We start from the raw sequence: 20033 nt of genomic DNA, 5'->3' as shown, positions 1-20033 counted from the left end.
CCGCCGCTAATTTGGCTTTGGTTTTGTCTGTCTGGATGGATTTCTAGAGTGCCTCATGTTGTTTTGCACAGTCCCCTCGGGTGGATGACCCTGTTTGAGGCTGATAATTGCCTTGTTTCCCTGGATTGGGGGCGGGGTATGGAGGCGGGCTGTGAGGAGACCCCCCTTCTGAAAGAAGCCGGGAAGCAGCTGGAGGCATGGTTTGACCGTCGCCTGGAGCACTTTGACCTGCCCCTTGCCCCGGCCGGTACTACATTCTCTGCCCGTGTACGCGATGCCCTTTGCGCTATTCCTTTTGGCACAACACGAACCTATGGCGATCTGGCGCAGGCTGTATCATCGTCTCCACGTGCTGTGGGTATGGCGTGTGCGCGCAATCCCTTGCCTATACTTGTTCCCTGTCATCGGGTTTTAGCTTCGGGAGGGCGTCTTGGTGGGTATTCTGCGTTTGATGGCCTGCAGAGCAAGGCCTGGCTTTTGCGTTTTGAGCAAAGTGCGCCGGTTACATCCTGACAGGATGTTTCACGTGAAACATAAAGAGACGTAAGGTATCAGGAGCGTCTGCTGCGTTTTGCAGGCAGGGGGGGCTGTATGCGTACCAACAGGGCATCCAGAGTGGCAACAGCTTCATCGTCCAGGTATCGAATACAGGCCCCGAGGCGGTTGGCAAATGCTGTGGCCTGCGGCGACAGGCCAGAGGTATCAAGCGTTACTTTGGGTCTTGAAACCTCGGCCAGGTTTTTCAGGGCTTCGGCTTCATCCCAGATAAGTCCGAAATAACCGCATAACTCCAGAACAAGGCCGGGACCAGGTTTGCCCCGTTTGCCATGTTCCAGGGCAGACAGATAGGCTGCGGATACATTGAGATCAGCAGCCATCTGTTGCAGGGTTATGCCCCGCTGGCGTCTCAGGTCACGAATTCTGGCTCCAAACGGGGTCACGTGCTGTGTCCTGCTATACCTGCTCTGGAGTATTTTCCTGTTCAGGGCGCGCGGCTTCTGCCAGTCGATGCCGATAAAGAGCGGCAAAGTCGATCGGCTGCAGCATCAGCTGCGGGAAGCCGCCGTCGCGTGTCACATCGGCGATAATGTTCCGGACAAACGGGAACAGCATTCTTGGCGCCTCGATCAGCAGCAGGGGTTGCAGGTGATCTGCTTCAACCGGGTTTGCCTGAACAACGGCACCGTAGGCAAGCTCCAACATGAAGGCGGTCTCGGCCCCAACGTCAGCCTTGACTTCAACATGCAAAACAACTTCGAAGACATTGCCATCCAGGTGGCGTGCCTTGGCATCAGCCCCAAAGGATACGGCCGGAGCCTGTTCGCGCATTTTGTGGAAAATGACCGGCGTTTGCGGTGCTTCGAAAGACAGGTCCTTGATGTACTGGCTTTCAATGGCCAACATCAGTGGTGGCGTGTCTGACGTATTGTCTTCCGGTGTCGTTGTATGATTCTGTGCGTCGGTCATAAGGGGCTCCCCGTTTCAGATTGGTTGGCATACCCCTAGCATGGAATGCATAACCACGGAACCCTGCGTTATCCACCTTGTTCATTCAGCAGGATCGGGTCTGGCCATTCCGGTCATATCCGGCAGAAATATCGCGGTATTCACCGTCTATTTCAGGACCTGATGTTGCATGGCTTTCTCCTGCATCATCCGATGGGGTAGGTTGGTCTTCGTGTTTCTTGCGCCTTTGGGCCAGAAGGGCTGCCGTGGTGCGACGCATGGACGGGATCAGCAGGAAAAGCCCCAAGGCATCCGTGAGGAAACCCGGTGTGACCAGAAGCAACCCGGATACGACCATAAGGGTTGCCTCAACCATGTCTTGTAGAGAGATAGTATTCTTTGCCCAGGTCCGGCTGTCCAGAGGTGCTAGCCCGGCCCTGTTCAGGACAAGAATCCCGCTCACCCCCGTTACGACAACCAGAAAGACGGTTGGCCACAGGCCGATCGCAAGATCAACAAGGCGAAACATGGTTATCTCGGCCACGGGAAAGATAACAAATAAAATAAGAAGAACCTGTGTCATGCTTGCCCTATACTGCTACAACCCTTATCTAGACCTTCAGAGCTGGTCCGGGATTCCCGATGCCAGTGTGTGTGGTCTGTGGCGGTGGTGTTACAGACCCAGTGTTTACCGACAGTCAGGACTGCCATGAACCAGGGAATCGCGTTCATCGACATCATCTTTTTGGCCCTTGTCGCCGGGTTTCTGATCCTGCGGCTGCGCAGTGTTCTGGGCCAGAAAAACGGCAATGAGAGGCCGCGCGATCTGCACGGTCGTACGCTGGACCAGGATACCGGGGACAACGTGATCCCCCTGCCCGGTCGTTACGACAGCGACATCTCAGATGAAAGTCTGTCTGTTCCGGGGCTGGTGGATGTGATGAAGGCTGATCCTTCCTTTGTGCCCGAGGAGTTTCTTGGTGGCGCCCGGCGTGCCTTCGAAATGGTGATCGAAGCCTTTGCCCGCGGCGACAGGGAGACTCTGCGCTTCCTTCTGGCTGAGGACGTATACCGCAGCTTCGAGGGGGAAATCCAGACCCGGGAGAGCAAAAACCTGTTCCTGGAGACGGGACTTGAGTTTATCCGTTCAATTTCCTTCATAAAAGCTGAACTCGCCAAGGATGTTGTCTTGGTGTCTGTTCGCTTTGTAAGCGAGCAGATATCGGTTACCCGTGATTCGGAAGGCCGAATCGTCGAGGGGGATCCCAATGAGACGGTCGTGATTACCGATGATTGGACATTCATGAGGGATCCACGTTCTGATGACCCCAACTGGAAGCTGGTTTCAACAGCAGCTCCATCTGCCTGAATGGGTTTCTTTCTATGACTGTATCTGTTCGTACCGTTCTACCCCGGCTGTTGGCCGGGGTTTGTCTGTTGGCCTTGGCTTCCTGCGGTGGTCGTGGGCCGGGTGAACCGCCTCCCATTCCCTCTGAACAGCAGCTGAAGCCGGTGTCTTTTTCGGCTCTTCCCGGTTGGGATCAGGATATGCAGGTAGAGGCCCTGCCCGCTCTCAGGCGTTCCTGCGATTCCTTCCAGCGTCGTCCTGATGCAAGCCGATGGGTTGGCCCCGGTTCCTTGGGCGGGACCGTAGAGGATTGGCAGCGTTTCTGTTCCGACCTGCATCGTGAATTCCCGCCCTCACGCTCCGCGTCTTCTGCTTCTGTCAGGGAATTTCTTGAGGCGCGTATGCAGCCTTGGTCTGTCAGTTCTTCCGGTCGTCCTTCCGGCACATTTACCGGGTATTATGAGGCGGAGCTGAAAGGATGCCTGAAGAAAACGCCGCGCTGTCAGGTGCCTCTTTATGGGCCTCCGCCGGGTGTTGTCACGGATACCAGGAAGGTTCCTCCCCTGCCCTCGCGCGCGGCAATTGAAAATGGTGCCCTGAACGGGCGTGCGCCTGTCCTGATGTATGCCGAAGATCCCGTTGATGTGCATATCATGCAGATACAGGGGTCGGGTCGCGTTATTCTGCCTGATGGCAAGGTGCAGCGGCTTGGTTTTGCCGGCAGCAACGGCCATGCGTTCAAGGGACTGGGTCGCATCTTGCTGGATCATGGCATTCTGGGGCCCGGGCAAGCTACCATGCCGTTCATTCGTGCGTGGCTGAAGGAAAACCCGGATCGGGCGGGTGCCTTGATGCGTGAGAACCCGCGCTATACGTTCTTTCGCGTTATTCGCGGGGATGGGCCTGTAGGGGCTCTGTCGGTTCCCTTGACAGCCCGGCGTTCCATTGCAGTCGATCCGCGGTATGTTCCGCTTGGGGTGCCGCTGTGGCTCAATTCGGTAGATCCAGATCATAAACCCCTGCGCCGGCTTATGGTGGCACAGGACACGGGATCGGCCATCAAGGGCGTGGTTCGTGGTGATTTCTTCTGGGGTCCCGGTGAGCAGGCCCTAGCCAAGGCCGGGCGCATGAAAAGTGCGGGAACCTGGTATTTGCTTTTACCCCGGCACAGTGCGCCGACCCATTAATTTTTCCAGCCTGACAGAGAGATATATTCCATGAGACCTTCCGGCCGCCTTGCTGACCAACTTCGCCCAGTGACCCTTGAGACCGGCTTTATCAAGCATGCAGAGGGGTCGTGTCTGGTGAAGTTCGGAGATACCCACGTTATTTGCACGGCCTCTGTCGATACCCGTGTTCCCCCTTGGTTGCGGGGACAGGGCAAGGGATGGATTACGGCAGAATATGGTATGTTGCCCCGTTCAACAGGAACACGCACCGACCGGGAAGCCGCCCGGGGCAAGCAATCCGGGCGCACACAGGAAATACAACGTCTGATCGGACGATCCTTGAGGGCCGTAACAGACCTGTCAAAGATGGGTGAGATGCAGGTCCGGATCGACTGTGACGTACTTCAGGCGGATGGAGGAACCCGGACAGCCTCCATTACCGGGGCCTATGTGGCCCTGGCCCAAGCATTCCGTCATGCCTTGTCTGCCGGGCTTGTGTCTGCATTTCCCCTGACAGACAGTGTTGCAGCCGTATCGTGTGGTCTTGTGAATGGTGTGCCGGTTCTGGACCTGGACTATGAAGAGGATTCATCAGCCCAAGCCGATGCCAATTTTGTTCTGACCGGTACCGGGAAGGTGATTGAAGTGCAGGGAACAGCCGAAGAGGCGCCCTTTTCCCGTGCAGAACTGGATGCCCTCATGGATCTGGCGGAAAAAGGTGTGCGCGAGCTTGTTGCCTTGCAGAACCGGGCCTTGCTGGTGGAGGCATAAGGCATGGCACGCCGGTTTGATGGTTCCCGACTGGTTGTTGCCAGCCATAATGCGGGGAAGGTGCGGGAAATCCGTGACCTTTTTCGTGCATTTCAGGTTGATGTCGTGTCCTCTGCTGATCTGGATTTGCCGGAACCCGAAGAGACGGCAGCAACATTTTCGGGTAACGCAGCTATCAAAGCCCTTGCTGCTGCAAAGGCTTCCGGGCTTCCTGCCCTGTCCGATGATTCTGGTCTGTCAGTTTCTGCGCTTGGCGGCGAGCCGGGGATTTACTCGGCCCGCTGGGCTGGCCCGGAGAAAGATTTTGCCGGTGCCATGCGTACTGTTCATGACCGTCTGAGTGATCATCCCGACCGGTCGGCTTGCTTTGTGTGCGCATTGTGCCTGGCTTGGCCGGACGGGCACACGGAAACGTTTGTCGGACAGGTCGATGGGTCCATCTGCTGGCCACCGCGTGGTGATCGTGGTTTTGGCTATGACCCGTTTTTTGTTCCGGACGGGGACAGCCGTACCTTTGCCGAGTTTGTTCCGGAAGAGAAACATGCCATCAGCCACCGTGCCCGTGCATTCCAACAGCTTGTGAAGGCGTGTTTTGACTAACGTACCCTCGCTGTTTGGTTTGTATGTGCATTGGCCTTTTTGTGTGTCGAAGTGCCCGTACTGTGATTTCAACAGTCATGTTGCCAATCATGTTGACCATGATCGTTGGTGTCAGGCGCTGCTGCGTGAACTGGATTACTACGCGGCCCTTACTCCCGGGCGTGTGCTTGGCAGTATTTTCTTTGGCGGTGGTACGCCTTCGCTGATGGCGCCGCGTACGGTTGAGGCTGTTCTGGAGCGTGCTGCTGCCCACTGGACGTGGGCTGCGGACATTGAACTGACGCTGGAGGCGAATCCCGGTGCCATAGACCGCGAGCGTTTTCAGGCCTTTCGGTATGCCGGAATCAATCGTGTTTCGCTGGGAGTCCAGTCCCTCGTGCCTGAAAGTCTTGGCTTTCTGGAACGGCGGCATGGTGTCCGTGAGGCACTGGAGGCGATCGAGACCGCAGCCCGGCTGTTTCCCCGCTTCTCCTTTGACTTGATCTATGCCCGTCCCGGACAGACCCCCGCACAGTGGGAGGCAGAGCTGTCGCAGGCTCTTGATCTGGCGACGGGTGGTCATATTTCTCTGTATCAACTGACCATCGAGCAAGGAACCCGTTTCCAGCAGGATCTGGCCCGGGGTGTCTTTACCCTTCCCGAAGATGATCTTGCGCTGGAATTGTGGGCTGTTACCCATGCCCTGACCGCAGCCAGCGGTATGCCCTATTACGAGGTTTCAAACCATGCAGTTCCCGGGCAGGAAAGCCGCCATAATCTCCTGTATTGGCTTGGTGGTGAATATGTTGGCATTGGACCCGGCGCGCATGGCCGGATCTGTGTCGATGGGATGTTTCACGCAACACGCCAGCATCGTGCGCCAGATGTGTGGCTGAAAACGGTGCTGCGTGACGGTCATGCAACGCGGCAAAACGAACCGCTGACGGCACGCGCGCGGGCCGAAGAGAACATCATGATGGGGTTGAGGTTGCGTCGTGGTATTGACCCGGATGAGTTCCGCTTGGCCTGTCATGGCTTTGACCTGTCTGATCTTCTGGACTGGCCAATGCTGGCCATGTTGCGTGCCGAGGGACTTGTCGCAGAGGGCTGGCCACTGCGGGTCACGGATCGCGGCATGCCGGTGTTGAATGCGATTATCGGGGCCCTGGTGCAATCATCGTGATGTGCCGTCGTTTCACGTGAAACATCAGTCCCTGTTGCGGCGGAGAAGGATGTAAAAGGCCCCTTCTCCGCCATGTTCCGGCCTGGCGGCGCTGAATGACAGGATATGCGGCCGGATGCGGGCATCATTCAGCCAGCCGGGGAGAGCCCGTCGCAAAACCCCCTCGCCCCGCGTTCCCTTGCCGGTGATGACAAGAAGGCACCGGTAGCCGCTGCGTATTGCCCTGTTCATAAAATTCAGGAGATTGGCGTGGGCTGTATCCTTGCCCATACCATGCAGGTCGATACGGGCATCCACATGCATTTTGCCCCGTTTGAATTTCAGGGCTGTTCTATGGTCAACGCCCGGGCTTTTTCCGGGCTCCAGGGGTAGGAACGGTTTGTTCCTCGGCGTGGCTGTCCTCAACAAGGCAGGTGACTGGATCGGTTTGCCGGAAGGTGGTGTGTTTAAAGGTAATTCTGTTTCCGGAGTATCTGTTTCCGGGGCATCGGTCCTGACAAAGGGCAAGCGACCGGATATGGGATTGACCGTGCGGGCAATCTCCTCCCAAAGCCGGGCTTCGTCCTGTGTCAGGGTACGTCGGTAATGCCGCCGTTTATTCGTGTCCATTGCCTCGGGCCGCTCTCTTCCTGCGGCGAGCTGTAACACGCATCGTTCACCGGGTCTATGTGCCGGATGGATTATGTCGGTCTGATCCTGCGTCCGGGCGCGGGTTGCTCATCGCCTGTGACGGCCTGTGACCGGACCGGCGGCACAAAATCCCCACTTCCTGACAAGGATGCCCTGAACGGGGCCCCCACGTCTTCACCCGGTGCGGGTTTGGGAAGATTGCGACGGACAAAGGAGCGCCAGTCACCCTGTGGTGCCTCCACCATTGTTGTCGGGCGGTCCGTGATGTAGAGAGCGAACCCCCCGAATTCCCACAGAGTTTCAAATGCGCCGAAACTGTGCCCGATAACACGGCGGGCGCGATCGTGAATCTTGCGCTGGGTCCATGGGCGAAGCAGCACGCCGTAAAGCAGCATGGTAAACAGAAGTGCCATGGTTCCCGCAACAACACCCCCAAAGATGAGAACCAGAAGCGATACGATGACAGGAACCAAGAGTGGACCAATAGCCTCCCACGGATTGAAAATCGGGGAGGAAACGCCATTCAGCTTCCGGTAGTTGACCAGAAGCCCAATCATGTTGCGTTCGTGGGCGGCAACAATCCTGTTGTACAATTCTCTGTCTTCAGCGGTGTGGCGAACCATCTTTCCCCCGGCTTTTCCGGCATTCTGTCATGCAACGGATAAGAGCAATGTTTCACTGTTCACACCCCTACGCCAAGCTTTTTGTTTGTCGTGCAGCCGCTTCCCGGATCTGTTTATGTTACCTGAGTACTGCATGTTATATTGAAAGAGGGCGCATCTCCTGCCGGTACATTGACGTCGGGGGAGTGGCTGACTACATTCCAACACGTATGGGACCATTGTGTGGTACGGTTCCGGATTCGATGCAAAAGGTTCGGGCAAGGCCGTGAAAACCATGCTGCCAATAGCAGAGCTGAACGAGCGTAGCCGCGAGGTTTTGCGGCTGGTCGTTGAGTCGTGGGTCCATGATGGGGAGCCGGTTGGTTCCCGTACCGTGTCCCGTCGCCTGTCGGTTGGCTTGTCGCCGGCCAGCATTCGCTCTGTTATGGCTGACCTGGAAGATCTTGGGCTTCTGTATGCGCCTCATGTTTCGGCGGGTCGTCTGCCGACTGAACATGGTTTGCGTATGTTTGTCTCTGGCCTTCTGGAAGTTGGGCGCCTGAGTGATGACGAGCGCAGCCGTATTGACAGCCATTGTCAGTCAACAGGCCGCAGTATGGAGCAAATGCTGTCCGAGGCAACGACGGCTTTGTCCGGCTTGTCGCGTTGTGCCAGCTTGGTTCTGGCTCCCAAGACAGACAGCACGTTGCGTCATATCGAGTTTGTCAGCCTGGGCCCCGGGCGTGCCTTGGTGGTTATGGTGACCAGCGATGGTCTGGTCGAGAATCGCCTGATCGAGGTGCCGGCCGGTCTTCCTCCCAGTGTTTTGCAGCAGGCATCAAATTTCCTGTCGGTTCGTCTGGGCGGGCAGACCTTGGCTGATGTGCGCCGCCTTGTTTCTGCCGATCTTGACAGCCGGCGTGCCGAGCTTGACGAACTGACTGCCCGGGTTGTAGAGGCTGGTCTTGCGATATGGGGTGGTGACGAGGATCAGGGTGCGCTGATTATACGGGGGCAGTCCAACCTGTTGCAGGATGTGCATGCCATCGAAGATCTTGAACGTATCCGCTTCCTTTTTGAAACCCTGGAGGCGCGTCAGCAAATGTTGCGCCTCCTGGATCTTGTGCAAACGGGTGAAGGTGTCCAGATCTTTATTGGTTCGGACAATGACCTGTTCGGGGCTGCAGGATGTTCCCTGATCGTGGCCCCCTATCAGAACAGCCGCGAACAGATTGTCGGGGCGATTGGGGTGATTGGGCCGACACGGCTGAATTATGCCCGTATTATCCCGATGGTGGATTATACTGCGCGGGTTATCGGGCAGCTTATTGGATAAAAAAGGCTGTGGTCTGCTGTGCGTGGGCCTGCCGGAGTATTGTATGGAAGAGACATGACCGAAGAGACTGACAAGATCATTCCAACCCCGGACACGGCACCTGATGCAGTTGTTCAGGAGACTGAAGCCACAGAGCTTCCGGAAGTAGAGGGTGCCGCAGAAGCAACACCCGAGGCCCGCATTGCCGAACTGGAAGCCGAGGTGGAACGCCTGAGGACCGAATATCTGCGTGCCCTTGCGGATTCCCAGAATACGCGGCGTATGGCCCAGAAACAGATCGAGGACAACAATCGCTACGCGGTGACCAATTTTGCCCGTGATGTGCTGGCTGTTGCCGACAATCTTGGGCGTGCCCTTCTGGCTGCTCCGGCAGAGTCACGGCTGTCCAATGCAGAGCTTGGAACCTTGGCGGTAGGTGTCGAGATGACAGAGAAGGAACTGTTGTCCGTCTTGTCCCGTCATGGCGTAACCCGGATTGAAAGTCTGAATTGTCCCTTTGACCCGCATCACCATCAGGCCATGCAGGAGGTCGAACGTACAGACGTCCCGACAGGAACCGTTGTCCAGGTTTATCAGGATGCGTGGACCCTGCATGATCGTCTGTTGCGTCCGGCCATGGTTGTTGTTTCCAAGGGCGGGCCAAAGCGGGATGATGCACCTGCAGGCGGAGACGATGCGCCAGCGCCGGTTGGGCACATTGACCAGTCTGTCTGATCAAGGCTGAAAATCCCAAGATCCCCTGTTTGAAACCCCTGGCTTTGGTCAGGGGTTTTCTATGGAGTCCGGTACCCGAAGATCGCCGATCCAACCCGGACGTGGGTGGCCCCATACCGGATGGCTTCAGTGTAATCGGCGCTCATGCCCATGCTCAAGGTATGAAGCTGGTAACGTTGTGCCAAGGCCTGCATGGTTTCAAAGAAAGGTCCGGGCGGATGATTGACAGGGGGAATGCACATCAAACCAGCTATTGCCAAACCCTGCTCACGGCAATCCTGGATGAAGCCGTCGGCCTGATCAGGCGCTATGCCGGCTTTCTGTGGTTCATTCCCGATATTGACCTGTACCAGACAGGGAAGAAAACGGTTCTGGCGCTTCATTTCTGTGGCAAGCGCCGTGGCAATCTTCGGGCGGTCCACTGTTTCAATAACGTCGAACAGGGCAACCGCTTCCCGGACCTTGTTCGACTGCAGAGGGCCGATCAGGTGGAGTTCAATGTCAGGGAAGCGGTTTTTCAATGCCGGCCATTTTGAAGAAGCCTCCTGAACCCTGTTCTCACCGAAAAGGCGTTGTCCGGCATCAAGAACCGGGGTAATGGCCGACGCGGAAAATGTTTTGGACACGGCAATCAGGTTGACTGATGCAGGGTCCCGCCCCGCTTCCAGCGCTTTGTGCGCGATCTGTTCCCGTACGGTGTGCCAGTGCTGTACCGTGTCCGGATGTCCCGGTAAAAGATCAGGGGAAGCCATGCGTGTTCTATCCTGATTCAAAGGAGTGTGTCGGCAGATGTCCTTTCGGACCCTAGCGATACAGGCTGCGAAACTCAATGCTTCTGCACGTGGAAACTGGCCTGCGGCATGTCCCGTGCCATGGCTTGTCTTCATGACAGATCCACGTGTGGGGGATCCAGTCGCGATTGTACGCCGGCTTCCACCCGGCAGTGCGGTGATCCTGCGCCATTATGATGACCGGTTTCGCTCTGATCTGGCCTTGCGCCTGCGTGATGCTACCCAGAAGCGGGACATCCGTTTGCTGGTTGCAGCAGACCATGCCCTTGCCGTGGCCTGTGCTGCCGATGGTGTGCATCTGCCAGAGGGCCTTTTGCGTCGTGCCCTGTGTTCGGAGCTTGTTGATTGGCGTCGAGCTGGTGGGCTGGTGACAGCCGCTGTTCATTCGCACCAAGCCTTGGTTATGGCGGGCAGTTTTGGTGTGGATGCGGCGCTGGTTTCACCGGTTTTTCCGACAGTCAGCCATCCGGGTGCTGCTGCGCTGGGGGTTTTTCGCTTCCGGGCCTTGGTCCAGAGATCCCGGGTGCCGGTTCTTGCCCTAGGGGGGATTTCGGCATCCACCCTGCCCCGTTTGTACGGAAGCGGTGCCTGGGGTGTTGCTGCGGTGTCTGCGCTGGCCTGAGTCTGATACCCATAAGAAAAGGGCAGCCGAAGCTGCCCTTTCCCCGTACCTGAAACCGTTGCCGGCTATCAGGTGTCACGCATCAGAATGCCAGGGACAGACCGGTAACGGCCACCCAGCCCTTGTTGCGATCGCTGGCTTTCTTGGAGTCCTTGTCTTCGAACTTCGTGTAGCCAACGCCACCAACCAGCATGACGCCCGGGCCCATGGTGTATTCCGAGGTCAGCTGGACAGCGCGCGAACGACGGCCCTTCTGGCTTTTGTCCTTCAGGTCACCCTTCAGGCCAAGGTCAGCCTGCTTGAGGTCGAGGTAGGACACCGCAATACCAAACGGACCGGTCTTGTAGCCAATACCGGCTTCCCAAGCGGAATGGTCAAAGGATCCCTTGACTTCCTTGTTGGCACCTGTATCGACACCCAGCTTTTCCTTGATCATGTGGTAACCACCACCGACTGTTACGCCGGAGTAGGACAGGCTCAGGCCGGCCTGGTATTCGTTGCGGCCCTTGCTCTTTGCTGTGATAGCATTCATGGTCAGTTCTTCGGCTTTGAGCTTGCTGCCGCCATTCAGCCAGCCGATATCAGCCTGCACGCCGACGCCACCAAAGGTGTTGGCATAGCCAAGACCAACGCCATAGGCGCGGGCGATTTTTTTACCGGTTGGCTGCTTCTCGTCGTGCTTCTTCTGGTTGGTGTCCGGTATGTAGCTGGCACCAAGGGTGAAGCCGGCGATGGAAGGCGACAGGTAGCTGATGCTTTCTGTGCCATTGCCGGTGGTGATGTAGCTGGCGTCGATGAAGTCAGTCTGGCGCAGCAGCTGTTGGGTCTTCTCGTCGCTTGTTATGGCAGCAGTGTCAGCAATGGTGACATTGCTCTTCGGCTTCAGAACCCAGTCGCCGCCGATCAGGCTGCCTTCGGAAATGCCACCGCCGAACAGGCGGTTGCCCATGTGCGGGGAACGGGCAGCCAAGGCGGTCATGGCGTTGTCGTCCACGCCGGCGATCACGGTACCGAATGCACCACCCATGGAGATGGCGTACTTGGAGACATGGTCGTCGTTGGTGTTGTTGGTGCCACCGGCTTCCAGCTCGTACTTCACGGCAATGGTCAGGCCATTGTCCAGGGTGGTCTTGCCCTTGAAGTGGATTTCGTTGTCGCCCTTGACGTCAACCTTGCTGGCTTCTTTATCGACAGCCTTCAGGTAGGTGTTGCTCTGGGACGCATAGCCAACGAACACGGAGCCAAAGCCGCCAACGGACAGCTGGAGCGGTTCAGCAGCAATGGCGGAACCGGCAATGGCAGAAGCAGCGACAAGGGCGCTGGTGCCAACAAGAATTTTTTTCATAACAGTTCTGATCCCTGTCTATCTGGTGATGCATACACACCACACAACTGCCCTTCCAGACCGGAAAAGAGTGCATGCATGTAATGCAGTGACAGCTATCTAGGGGATCGGTGCGTGTACCGTCAATCGTGTAACAACGACATTACACACGTATTTTTATAAGTGTTGCAGATATAACACATGCAAAAAACCAGCGATATACACTCAAATGCATAATGCTGACGTCTGATTGTTTGTTGTGGCGAAAACAAGGCAACAAAAAGGGAGCTGACAAGCAGCCCCCTTTCTGTTTTTCAGCCCGGTCCCGCCGTGGCAGGGCCAGATTTTATCAGAACGCCAGCGACAGACCGGTCACCGCAACCCAGCCGCTGTTCTTGCCGAGTTTCCGCTGATCCGCCGTCAGGCCGGCGGCGTTACCGCTGATGGTCTTGTCATCGTACTTGGCATAGCCCAAGCCACCGACCAGCATGACGCCCGGACCCATGGTGTATTCCGAGGTCAACTGGACAATACGGGTCTTGTCCTTGCCCGAGGAGTTTGTTGATGCAATCACCGGAGCCGTAGCTGTAATGTTTCTGTTCTTGTCAATCGAGGTTTCTGTGTACCCAAGCGCGATCCCATATGGGCCGCTCTTGTAGCCAACGCCTACTTCCCAAGCGTCAGCGTCGCTTGTGACAACGCTGTTTGTGCTTGGCAGTTTCTTTGCGGTGCTATACTTTTGGTCAATCAGGCGATACCCACCGCCAATCATGAACCCGCCATAGGACAGGGCCAAGCCAGCCTGGTATTCATTGTGGCTGTCTGCATCGGGATGGTCACCGGTCAACCAGCCGATATCAGCATTCACGCCCAGATCACCGAACTTGCCGGCATAAGCCAAGCCAACGCCGTAGGCATCCAAGGTGTTTTTGCCAAAGGGTTGATCTGCTTTGTTGCGCCCTTGGGCGGCGTCCGGCACATAGGTGGCGCCAAGCGTGAACCCAGCGATGGCCGGGGTCAGGTAGCTGATCGATTCGCTGTCACCATTGGTGTCAACGTACGTGGCATATCCGCCTTTTGCACCGTCAATCGTTGTAGCAGTTGTGTTTGTTATAGAAAGTGACTTTGGCTTGACAATCCACAGACCTTCGACCATGTCACCGTCCGACAGGCCGGCGCCAAGCAGGCGGCCACCCATGTGCGGGGCGCGGTTGGCAATGGCTGCCAGGGCATTGTCGTCAGCCCCGGCGATGATGGTCCCGAAGGCCCCGCCCAGGCTGATGTGGTATTCATCCACAACCTTGCCGGAAGGATCCTTGCCGCCAGCTTCCATTTCCACCTTGAAGCCAACGGTCAGGCCGTTGTCGAGCGTGCTCTTGGCCTTGAAGTGTAGTTCGTTGTCGCCCTTGACATCGACAGCGGTTACTTCCGTGCTGCTGTCTCCGAAGGTGCGCAGGGCCTTCAGGTATTTGTCTTCCTGGGAGGCATAACCGACGAAGACAGAACCAAAGCCGCCGACAGACAGCTTCAACGGCTCTGCCGCATTGGCCACGCCGGCCAGGGCAGAGGCCGCAACAAGGGCACTGGTGCCGATAAGAAGTTTTTTCATTGTTTCAACATCCCTGAATCTGGTTGGCCGGAACCCCGGCATTGCGCACACGCGCGTCCCATACAGGAGAACATTTCAGGCCCTTTTTTCCGGGTGGCAGCCCAAACGAAAGCAGGGCGCAGGACGGAAACCTTCCCCCGAAGGTGGGATTATCAATACATCCATGCCGTGTTGCGTCAACATATTGCACGCGAAATTGTGCTTATTTACCCACACTGTGGCCTTTGTGCAACGCTTTCTGTCGCCCCCGCAATATGAACAGGATGGGCGCTGTGAAGCCTTGATCGTGAAGTTCTGTCCGTGCAGACAGTTTTTCCGTTCCCCCTTTCTTGCAAGGACTGGTATAAGGGCGGGTATCACCGTCTGCGGCCCTGTGGCCCGGGCCCTGACCCGACAGCAAGAGTTTACGGATCGCTATGAAACGTATCGATAACATCCTTACCGGTTCTTCCGTTCGCGCCTGCCGTGGCCGGCAGTCCATGGTCACGGTGCTCCGCGCCGGGCTGGTTGCGTTTGCTGCATTGACCTTGACCGCCTGTCAGGGAACCGATGTTGACAGCCGCCCCTATGAAAAGCGTGCCGATGGCAGCTGGGGCCGTGGCGAGGAAGAGCGCGACACCATCTTTGGCAAGGGTGGCATCAACTTGCTGGGCGGAAAGTCCAAGGATGAAGATGCCGGTGGTGCCGGTGTTGCCGTCAACGCATTCCTGTGGCGTGCGTCTCTGGACACGGTTTCATTCATGCCCCTGTCTTCGGCGGATCCGTTTGGTGGTGTCATCATCACAGACTGGTACACGCCTCCGGAAACGCCGAATGAGCGTTTCAAGGTCAATGTCTACATTCTTGGGCGTGCACTTCGCTCTGATGGCCTGAAGGTTTCGGTCTTCCGTCAGGAGCGTGGGCGTTCCGGGCAGTGGGTTGATGCCGCTGTTGCCCCCGCTGTGACGACCGAATTCGAGAATGCGGTCCTGACCCGGGCCCGCCAGCTGCGCAGCGCGGCTGGTTCCTGAGATCTTTTTGTTTTTGCCTGTTGAACGGGGGATGGGCCGGTCGTCGTGGTGCGGCGTTGCCCTCCCCGTTTTCCGTTTTTCCTGTTTCCCCGGCTGTAGTGTTCTGCTTTGCCCGGCGGTATGCAGGACAGAAATACTGCAAGGCTGATAGGTATGACACGTCCGGATCGCTATAATATCAAGGAAACGGAACAGAAGTGGCAGAAACGCTGGGAAGACCGGCGTTGTTTTGAAGCCCGCCCGGACCCGTCGCGCCCGAAGTACTACGTCCTGGAAATGTTTCCCTACCCTTCGGGGCGTATCCACATGGGGCACGTCCGGAATTATACCCTTGGCGATGTTGTCAGCCGCTTCAAGCGGGCGCGGGGATACAATGTGCTTCATCCCATGGGGTGGGATGCCTTTGGTTTGCCTGCAGAAAACGCGGCTATCGAGCGTGGTGCGCATCCCGGTGCCTGGACCATGCAGAACATTGACGCCATGCGCGCCCAGATGAAGCCAATGGGTCTTTCTGTGGACTGGCAGCGCGAATTCGCGACCTGCTCGCCGGATTACTACCGCCATGAACAGAAGATGTTCCTGGATTTCTTGAAGGCTGGTCTGGCCTATCGCAAGGAATCCTGGGTCAACTGGGATCCGGTGGATAATACGGTGTTGGCCAACGAGCAGGTGGTGGACGGTCGGGGCTGGCGTACCGGTGCCCTTGTGGAGCGGCGCAAGCTCAGCCAGTGGTTTCTGAAAATCACCCATTTTGCCGACGAACTTCTGGACAGCCTGAAAACGCTGGACCGCTGGCCGGACAAGGTCCGCACCATGCAGGCAAACTGGATCGGGCGGTCCGAGGGCGCGCGAGTGCGTTGGGCCGTACAGGGCCGGGATGATGTGATTGATGTTTTCACAACCCGTCCGGATACTCTGTTCGGGGCCTCTTTTGTCGCTCTTTCTGCGCATCATCCTTTCACGACATCTTTGGCTGAAAGCAATGCGGACCTGAAAGCATTCATTGCTGAATGTGATCGCTTGGGAACGTCGGAGGAAGCTGTTGAGACAGCCGAGAAGAAGGGCTTCGATACAGGGTTATGCGTTGTGCATCCCCTTGATCCGTCATTGAGCATCCCGTTGTATGTGGCCAACTTCGTGCTGATGGATTATGGCACTGGTGCTGTATTCGGCTGCCCGGCCCATGATCAGCGCGATATGGATTTTGCCCGCAAGTATGGCCTGTCGGTTCGGACTGTTGTAGCCCCCGCCGATGGTGATGCTGTTGCCTTTATCGCGCGTCAGGACCAAGTATCCGAGGCATGGACCGGTGACGGGGTTATGGTCAATTCATCGTTTCTGGATGGCCTGGATACAGCTGCTGCCCGCAGAGCTGTCATTGCGCGGCTTGAAGAATCGGGAGCCGGCGAAGGGACCATCCAGTATCGTCTTCGCGACTGGGGTGTCTCGCGTCAGCGGTACTGGGGCTGCCCGATACCGGTGATCCATTGTCCGGCGTGTGGTGCCGTACCGGTGCCTGATGCTGATCTTCCGGTGCGTTTGCCCGATGACGTTTCTTTTGACAAGCCCGGCAATCCACTGGAACATCACCCGACATGGAAGCATGTCGCCTGCCCTTCATGCGGAACGGCCGCGCAGAGGGAAACGGATACCTTCGATACGTTCTTCGAATCATCTTGGTATTTTGCCCGTTTCTGTGATCCCAAGAACAGCACGGAAGCCTTTGCCCGCGAGCTGGTCCGTTACTGGTTGCCGGTTGACCAGTATATCGGTGGTGTGGAGCATGCTGTGCTCCACCTTCTGTATGCCCGTTTCTTTACCCGGGCCCTTAAGGCTTGTGGGTATCTGGATCTTGATGAACCCTTTGACGGCTTGTTTACCCAAGGCATGGTTTGCATGGAGACCTACCGATCCTCTGATGGCCGTTGGCTTGAGAAGGGTGAGATAGACAAGGCGCCGGATGGGTCTTGGATGTGTGTGGCCGATGGCAAGCCCGTTGTGGTCGGTCGGTCCGAAAAGATGTCCAAGTCAAAGAAGAACGGTGTTGATCCGGACAGCATTCTTGAAGCTTATGGGGCGGATGCTGCCCGTTTGTTCATGCTCTCGGATTGTCCGCCAGAACGGGATTTTGACTGGAGTGATGCCGGTATCGAAGGAGCCTGGCGCTTTGTCAACCGGCTATGGCGCATGGCTGGAGAAGCTATGGCTGTGGACGCGGTCCCTGCCCTTCCCATTGATACATCCGCTGCCGGGGCTCTGGTACGTTTTACGCACAAGACGATAGCCCAAGTCACTGAAGATCTTGAACGGCTGCGCTTCAATACAGCGGTTGCTCGTGTCCGTGAGCTGGTCAATGCTGCTGCCGCTTTAGACAAGGCGGATGGCCAGGCCTGTGCCGCTTTCCGGTTTGCCGTGCAGACGGCTGTACGCTTGCTGGCGCCGATGACCCCTCATATTGCTGAGGAACTTTGGGAAGAGTTCGGGCATACTGCCATACTGGCTGAAACGTCATGGCCTGTTTTTGATCCAGCGCTCCTGGAAGATGAGACGGTAACCATGGCGGTGCAGGTTCGGGGCAAGTTGCGGGGCACGATTGAAGTTGCCCGTTCGGCCTCCGAGGAAGAAATCCAGTCTATAGCCCTGGCACTGGACACGGTTCAGGCCCAGATTGCCGGGCATCCTGTGCGGAGGGTTATCATTGTTCCGGGCAAGATTGTCAATGTGGTGGCCTGATCGAACCAAAGCGGTGCGGGCGGGTGTTCTGGCCTGTACGCTGTTGCTGGCTGGTTGTGGCTTTTCGCCCTTGTATTCGGCGGGTGAGACCCAGGATGCGGGAGTAGCCAGGCAGTTGGCCGCTGTGGATGTTGGTATTATCAATGACCGGAGCGGGCAGATTCTGCGCAATGCCTTGGAGCGGAAGCTGGAACGTGCGGGCGGTTCTGTTCGTAAGCGTTACAAGCTTGACGTCACGGTAACAGAAAGTCGTGCGGATCAGGCCTTCCAAAAGGGAGGATTTGGTACCCGGGCGTCTCTTCGTACTGTTGCGAAGGCTGTGCTGGTCGAGATTCCCGGGGTAGGCCAAGATCAGGCTGCCCCGGAAGACCGGACGGGAAAGTCAAAAGTTCTGTGGCGGGGCCATTCCCAGGCGCTGGTAGCCTGGAATCTGTTGCCCGAGAACTATGCTGCTGTGGTGTCCGAGCGCGATGCCAGGACACGGGCCATGGAGCAACTGGCCGATGATATTGCGCGGTCTTTGGCCGTGTACTTCTCTTCCGGGGTTTCCGGCGAGCGGGACCAGATGCCGTGAAAATCAGCGCAGAGCGTGCGGATGCCTTCTGCCAGCGGCCTGACTCGTGTGTCCGGATAGTCTTGCTCTATGGTCCGGATGAAGGGTTGGTGCGCGAGCGTGCCCAGACACTGGTGGCGTCTGTCGCTGGTGATCCGGGTGATCCCTTCCGGGTTTCCGAGTTATCCTGTTCGGGTGTTGCAAAAGACCTTGCCCGGTTGGGTGAGGAGATCTCTGCCCTTTCATTGACCGGGGGGCGGCGTGTTATCCGTATACGTGATGCCGGTGATTCACTGTCCAAGGGATTGGCTGATCTGGTAGAAGACTGGAGGGGAGATTCCCTTGTCGTTCTTCAGGCTGGTGTCTGCGATGCCAAGTCATCCCTGCGCCGCTTCTGCGAGTCCCATGCACTGGCTGCTGCCGTGCCTTGCTATCTGGATGAAGGAGTTGCACTGGAGGCTGTGATACGGTCGCATATTGTGCGTTCGGGTTTCGAGGTATCCCGCGATGCCATGGCCTGCCTTCTGGCTTGTTTGGGTGGCGATCGCTCGGTGACCCGGCAGGAGCTTGAGAAGCTGATCCTGTATGTTGGTGCCGGTGGTGGTACGATAATACAGGCAGATGATGTTCTGGCCTGCATTGGTGACGCTTCGGCCTTGGCCATTGATGATTTTCTGTTTGCTGTGGCCGATGGAGATATTGCAGGCTCGCAACGTCTCCTGGACCGGCTTTCGGGGGAGGGCGTTGTGGGAGTATCCTTGTTACGGGCTGCCGTGCGTCATTTCCAGCGCCTGCATCTGGTTGGTGGGGCTTTGGCTTCTGGATATGACCGCGACCGGGCTTTGGGCTTGTTGAAGCCACCTGTGTTCTGGAAGCTGAGGGCACGTTTTCTCGCCCAGCTCGCCCGGTGGTCGCCGACTCGAACTGTCCGTGCCTTGGACCTTTTGTTAGAGGCAGAGATGAACTGCAAAAGGACCGGCATGCCAGAGGTTGAAATTGTAGCGCGGGTTTTCCTGCAATTGTCCCGGGCCGCAAGGGTCAGGGGCGCGTAGTCTTCCCGGCCTGTTCTTGTAGCCGGGAGTTGATTGTCCACAAAGCGGAGATAAAGCCGCAGATGACGTACGTTGTTACTGAAAACTGTGTAAAGTGTAAGTACACCGACTGTGTGGAGGTGTGCCCTGTTGATTGTTTTTACGAGGGTGAGAATATTCTGGTTATCAATCCGGACGAATGCATAGACTGTGGCGTTTGCGAACCGGAATGTCCGGCTGAAGCTATTTTCCCTGATTCTGAACCAAGAGCAGCCGAGTGGGCTGAGTTCAACCGGGAGCAGTCCAAGCTCTGGCCTAACCTTACCCGAAAGAAAGATCCTCTGCCTGACGCGGATCAGTGGCAGAACAAGCCGGGAAAGAAAGATATGGTCAGCTTGAAGCCGGGGGGATGAATATCCCCCTCTTTCTTGCGCATCGGCCTGCCTCTGCGTTGGATGCATGCCACCTATGCATAATTGAAAGCCATTGATTTATATGGATTTATGTTGGGCCGTATTATTCCCCTACAGAATCTATTGTATTTTCGTCTGACGTTGCAGGGCCGTTCGTGGTATAAACGCT

Annotated in this window: 22 protein-coding genes; 14 read left to right on the top strand and 8 right to left on the bottom strand. The window is 57.0% G+C overall.

Annotated features, from left to right (window positions below):
* The first annotated feature begins 48 nt into the window (after positions 1 to 48).
* Entirely contained in the window at positions 49 to 513 is a 465-nt protein-coding gene (locus tag HEQ72_RS08250) for a methylated-DNA--[protein]-cysteine S-methyltransferase (protein ID WP_168020777.1), read from the top strand.
* A gap of 38 nt (positions 514 to 551) precedes the next feature.
* Here the strand turns inward: HEQ72_RS08250 and HEQ72_RS08245 are convergent, their stop codons facing one another.
* The 3 genes from HEQ72_RS08245 to HEQ72_RS08235 form a co-directional block, all read right to left on the bottom strand.
* Positions 552 to 941, bottom strand: coding sequence for a helix-turn-helix domain-containing protein (locus HEQ72_RS08245; protein ID WP_168020779.1), 390 nt, complete (start codon positions 939 to 941; stop codon positions 552 to 554).
* Positions 942 to 954: 13 nt separating this feature from the next.
* A complete protein-coding gene (gene secB / locus HEQ72_RS08240) occupies positions 955 to 1467 on the bottom strand; it encodes a protein-export chaperone SecB (RefSeq protein ID WP_168020781.1) in 513 nt (170 codons plus the stop codon).
* An 85-nt stretch (positions 1468 to 1552) separates the two neighbouring features.
* Positions 1553 to 2029 (bottom strand): FxsA family protein, encoded by a 477-nt coding sequence (locus HEQ72_RS08235; RefSeq protein WP_168023091.1) that lies wholly within the window; start codon positions 2027 to 2029, stop codon positions 1553 to 1555.
* Positions 2030 to 2155: 126 nt separating this feature from the next.
* Between HEQ72_RS08235 and HEQ72_RS08230 the strand changes: the two genes are divergently transcribed.
* From HEQ72_RS08230 to hemW, 5 genes are read left to right on the top strand one after another with little or no spacing between them, the layout of a single operon-like run.
* Complete coding sequence (locus HEQ72_RS08230; protein WP_066133626.1) at positions 2156 to 2815, top strand: Tim44/TimA family putative adaptor protein; 660 nt, start codon at positions 2156 to 2158, stop codon at positions 2813 to 2815.
* Between the two features lie 14 nt (positions 2816 to 2829).
* The gene (locus tag HEQ72_RS08225; RefSeq protein WP_168020785.1) at positions 2830 to 3981 is read left to right on the top strand and encodes a murein transglycosylase A; all 1152 of its coding nucleotides are present in this window, start codon (positions 2830 to 2832) and stop codon (positions 3979 to 3981) included.
* 30 nt (positions 3982 to 4011) lie between these two features.
* Positions 4012 to 4734 (top strand): ribonuclease PH, encoded by a 723-nt coding sequence (rph, locus tag HEQ72_RS08220; RefSeq protein WP_168020788.1) that lies wholly within the window; start codon positions 4012 to 4014, stop codon positions 4732 to 4734.
* A 3-nt stretch (positions 4735 to 4737) separates the two neighbouring features.
* A complete protein-coding gene (gene rdgB, locus HEQ72_RS08215; protein ID WP_168023090.1) occupies positions 4738 to 5334 on the top strand; it encodes an RdgB/HAM1 family non-canonical purine NTP pyrophosphatase in 597 nt (198 codons plus the stop codon).
* Between the two features lie 25 nt (positions 5335 to 5359).
* On the top strand, positions 5360 to 6496 hold the full coding sequence (gene hemW, locus HEQ72_RS08210; RefSeq protein ID WP_322099236.1) for a radical SAM family heme chaperone HemW: 1137 nt from the start codon (positions 5360 to 5362) through the stop codon (positions 6494 to 6496).
* A gap of 24 nt (positions 6497 to 6520) precedes the next feature.
* Here hemW and HEQ72_RS08205 read toward each other — a convergent pair whose 3' ends face one another.
* Positions 6521 to 7105, bottom strand: a complete 585-nt coding sequence (locus HEQ72_RS08205) for a Smr/MutS family protein (RefSeq protein WP_168023089.1) — start codon at positions 7103 to 7105, stop codon at positions 6521 to 6523.
* A gap of 71 nt (positions 7106 to 7176) precedes the next feature.
* Entirely contained in the window at positions 7177 to 7749 is a 573-nt protein-coding gene (locus HEQ72_RS08200; protein ID WP_168023088.1) for a hypothetical protein, read from the bottom strand.
* Positions 7750 to 8023: 274 nt separating this feature from the next.
* Between HEQ72_RS08200 and hrcA the strand changes: the two genes are divergently transcribed.
* Together hrcA and grpE are read left to right on the top strand one after the other, a co-directional pair.
* Positions 8024 to 9064, top strand: coding sequence for a heat-inducible transcriptional repressor HrcA (gene hrcA / locus HEQ72_RS08195; protein WP_168023107.1), 1041 nt, complete (start codon positions 8024 to 8026; stop codon positions 9062 to 9064).
* Between the two features lie 54 nt (positions 9065 to 9118).
* Complete coding sequence (gene grpE, locus HEQ72_RS08190; RefSeq protein WP_168020796.1) at positions 9119 to 9778, top strand: nucleotide exchange factor GrpE; 660 nt, start codon at positions 9119 to 9121, stop codon at positions 9776 to 9778.
* Positions 9779 to 9837: 59 nt separating this feature from the next.
* Here grpE and HEQ72_RS08185 read toward each other — a convergent pair whose 3' ends face one another.
* Entirely contained in the window at positions 9838 to 10530 is a 693-nt protein-coding gene (locus HEQ72_RS08185; RefSeq protein ID WP_168023087.1) for a YggS family pyridoxal phosphate-dependent enzyme, read from the bottom strand.
* A 37-nt stretch (positions 10531 to 10567) separates the two neighbouring features.
* Here HEQ72_RS08185 and HEQ72_RS08180 point away from each other — a divergent pair, with 37 nt between their 5' ends.
* The gene (locus HEQ72_RS08180; RefSeq protein ID WP_168020800.1) at positions 10568 to 11191 is read left to right on the top strand and encodes a thiamine phosphate synthase; all 624 of its coding nucleotides are present in this window, start codon (positions 10568 to 10570) and stop codon (positions 11189 to 11191) included.
* Between the two features lie 82 nt (positions 11192 to 11273).
* Here the strand turns inward: HEQ72_RS08180 and HEQ72_RS08175 are convergent, their stop codons facing one another.
* Both HEQ72_RS08175 and HEQ72_RS08170 read right to left on the bottom strand, forming a co-directional pair.
* Positions 11274 to 12536 (bottom strand): porin, encoded by a 1263-nt coding sequence (locus tag HEQ72_RS08175; protein ID WP_168023086.1) that lies wholly within the window; start codon positions 12534 to 12536, stop codon positions 11274 to 11276.
* Positions 12537 to 12864: 328 nt separating this feature from the next.
* Positions 12865 to 14124 carry a porin gene (locus HEQ72_RS08170; protein ID WP_168023085.1) on the bottom strand — a complete coding sequence of 420 codons (1260 nt, stop codon included), beginning with the start codon at positions 14122 to 14124 and terminating at the stop codon, positions 12865 to 12867.
* A gap of 416 nt (positions 14125 to 14540) precedes the next feature.
* On the opposite strand from HEQ72_RS08170, the gene HEQ72_RS08165 reads away from it, so the two are divergent.
* From HEQ72_RS08165 to fdxA, 5 genes are all read left to right on the top strand, one after another.
* A complete protein-coding gene (locus HEQ72_RS08165; RefSeq protein WP_245184261.1) occupies positions 14541 to 15134 on the top strand; it encodes a DUF3576 domain-containing protein in 594 nt (197 codons plus the stop codon).
* A gap of 153 nt (positions 15135 to 15287) precedes the next feature.
* The gene (leuS, locus tag HEQ72_RS08160) at positions 15288 to 17867 is read left to right on the top strand and encodes a leucine--tRNA ligase (protein WP_168023084.1); all 2580 of its coding nucleotides are present in this window, start codon (positions 15288 to 15290) and stop codon (positions 17865 to 17867) included.
* Entirely contained in the window at positions 17854 to 18441 is a 588-nt protein-coding gene (gene lptE, locus HEQ72_RS08155) for an LPS assembly lipoprotein LptE (protein WP_168020808.1), read from the top strand. Before leuS ends, lptE begins: the two co-directional genes overlap by 14 nt.
* Complete coding sequence (holA, locus tag HEQ72_RS08150) at positions 18438 to 19472, top strand: DNA polymerase III subunit delta (RefSeq protein WP_168023083.1); 1035 nt, start codon at positions 18438 to 18440, stop codon at positions 19470 to 19472. Before lptE ends, holA begins: the two co-directional genes overlap by 4 nt.
* 62 nt (positions 19473 to 19534) lie before the next feature.
* The gene (fdxA, locus tag HEQ72_RS08145; protein WP_066136481.1) at positions 19535 to 19864 is read left to right on the top strand and encodes a ferredoxin FdxA; all 330 of its coding nucleotides are present in this window, start codon (positions 19535 to 19537) and stop codon (positions 19862 to 19864) included.
* Positions 19865 to 20033: the final 169 nt, after the last annotated feature.

This window comes from Haematospirillum sp. 15-248 (assembly GCF_012102665.1).
Lineage (GTDB): Bacteria > Pseudomonadota > Alphaproteobacteria > Rhodospirillales > Rhodospirillaceae > Haematospirillum.
Note: the sequence above shows the minus strand (reverse complement) of the source record. Positions and strands in the feature narration are given on the sequence as shown.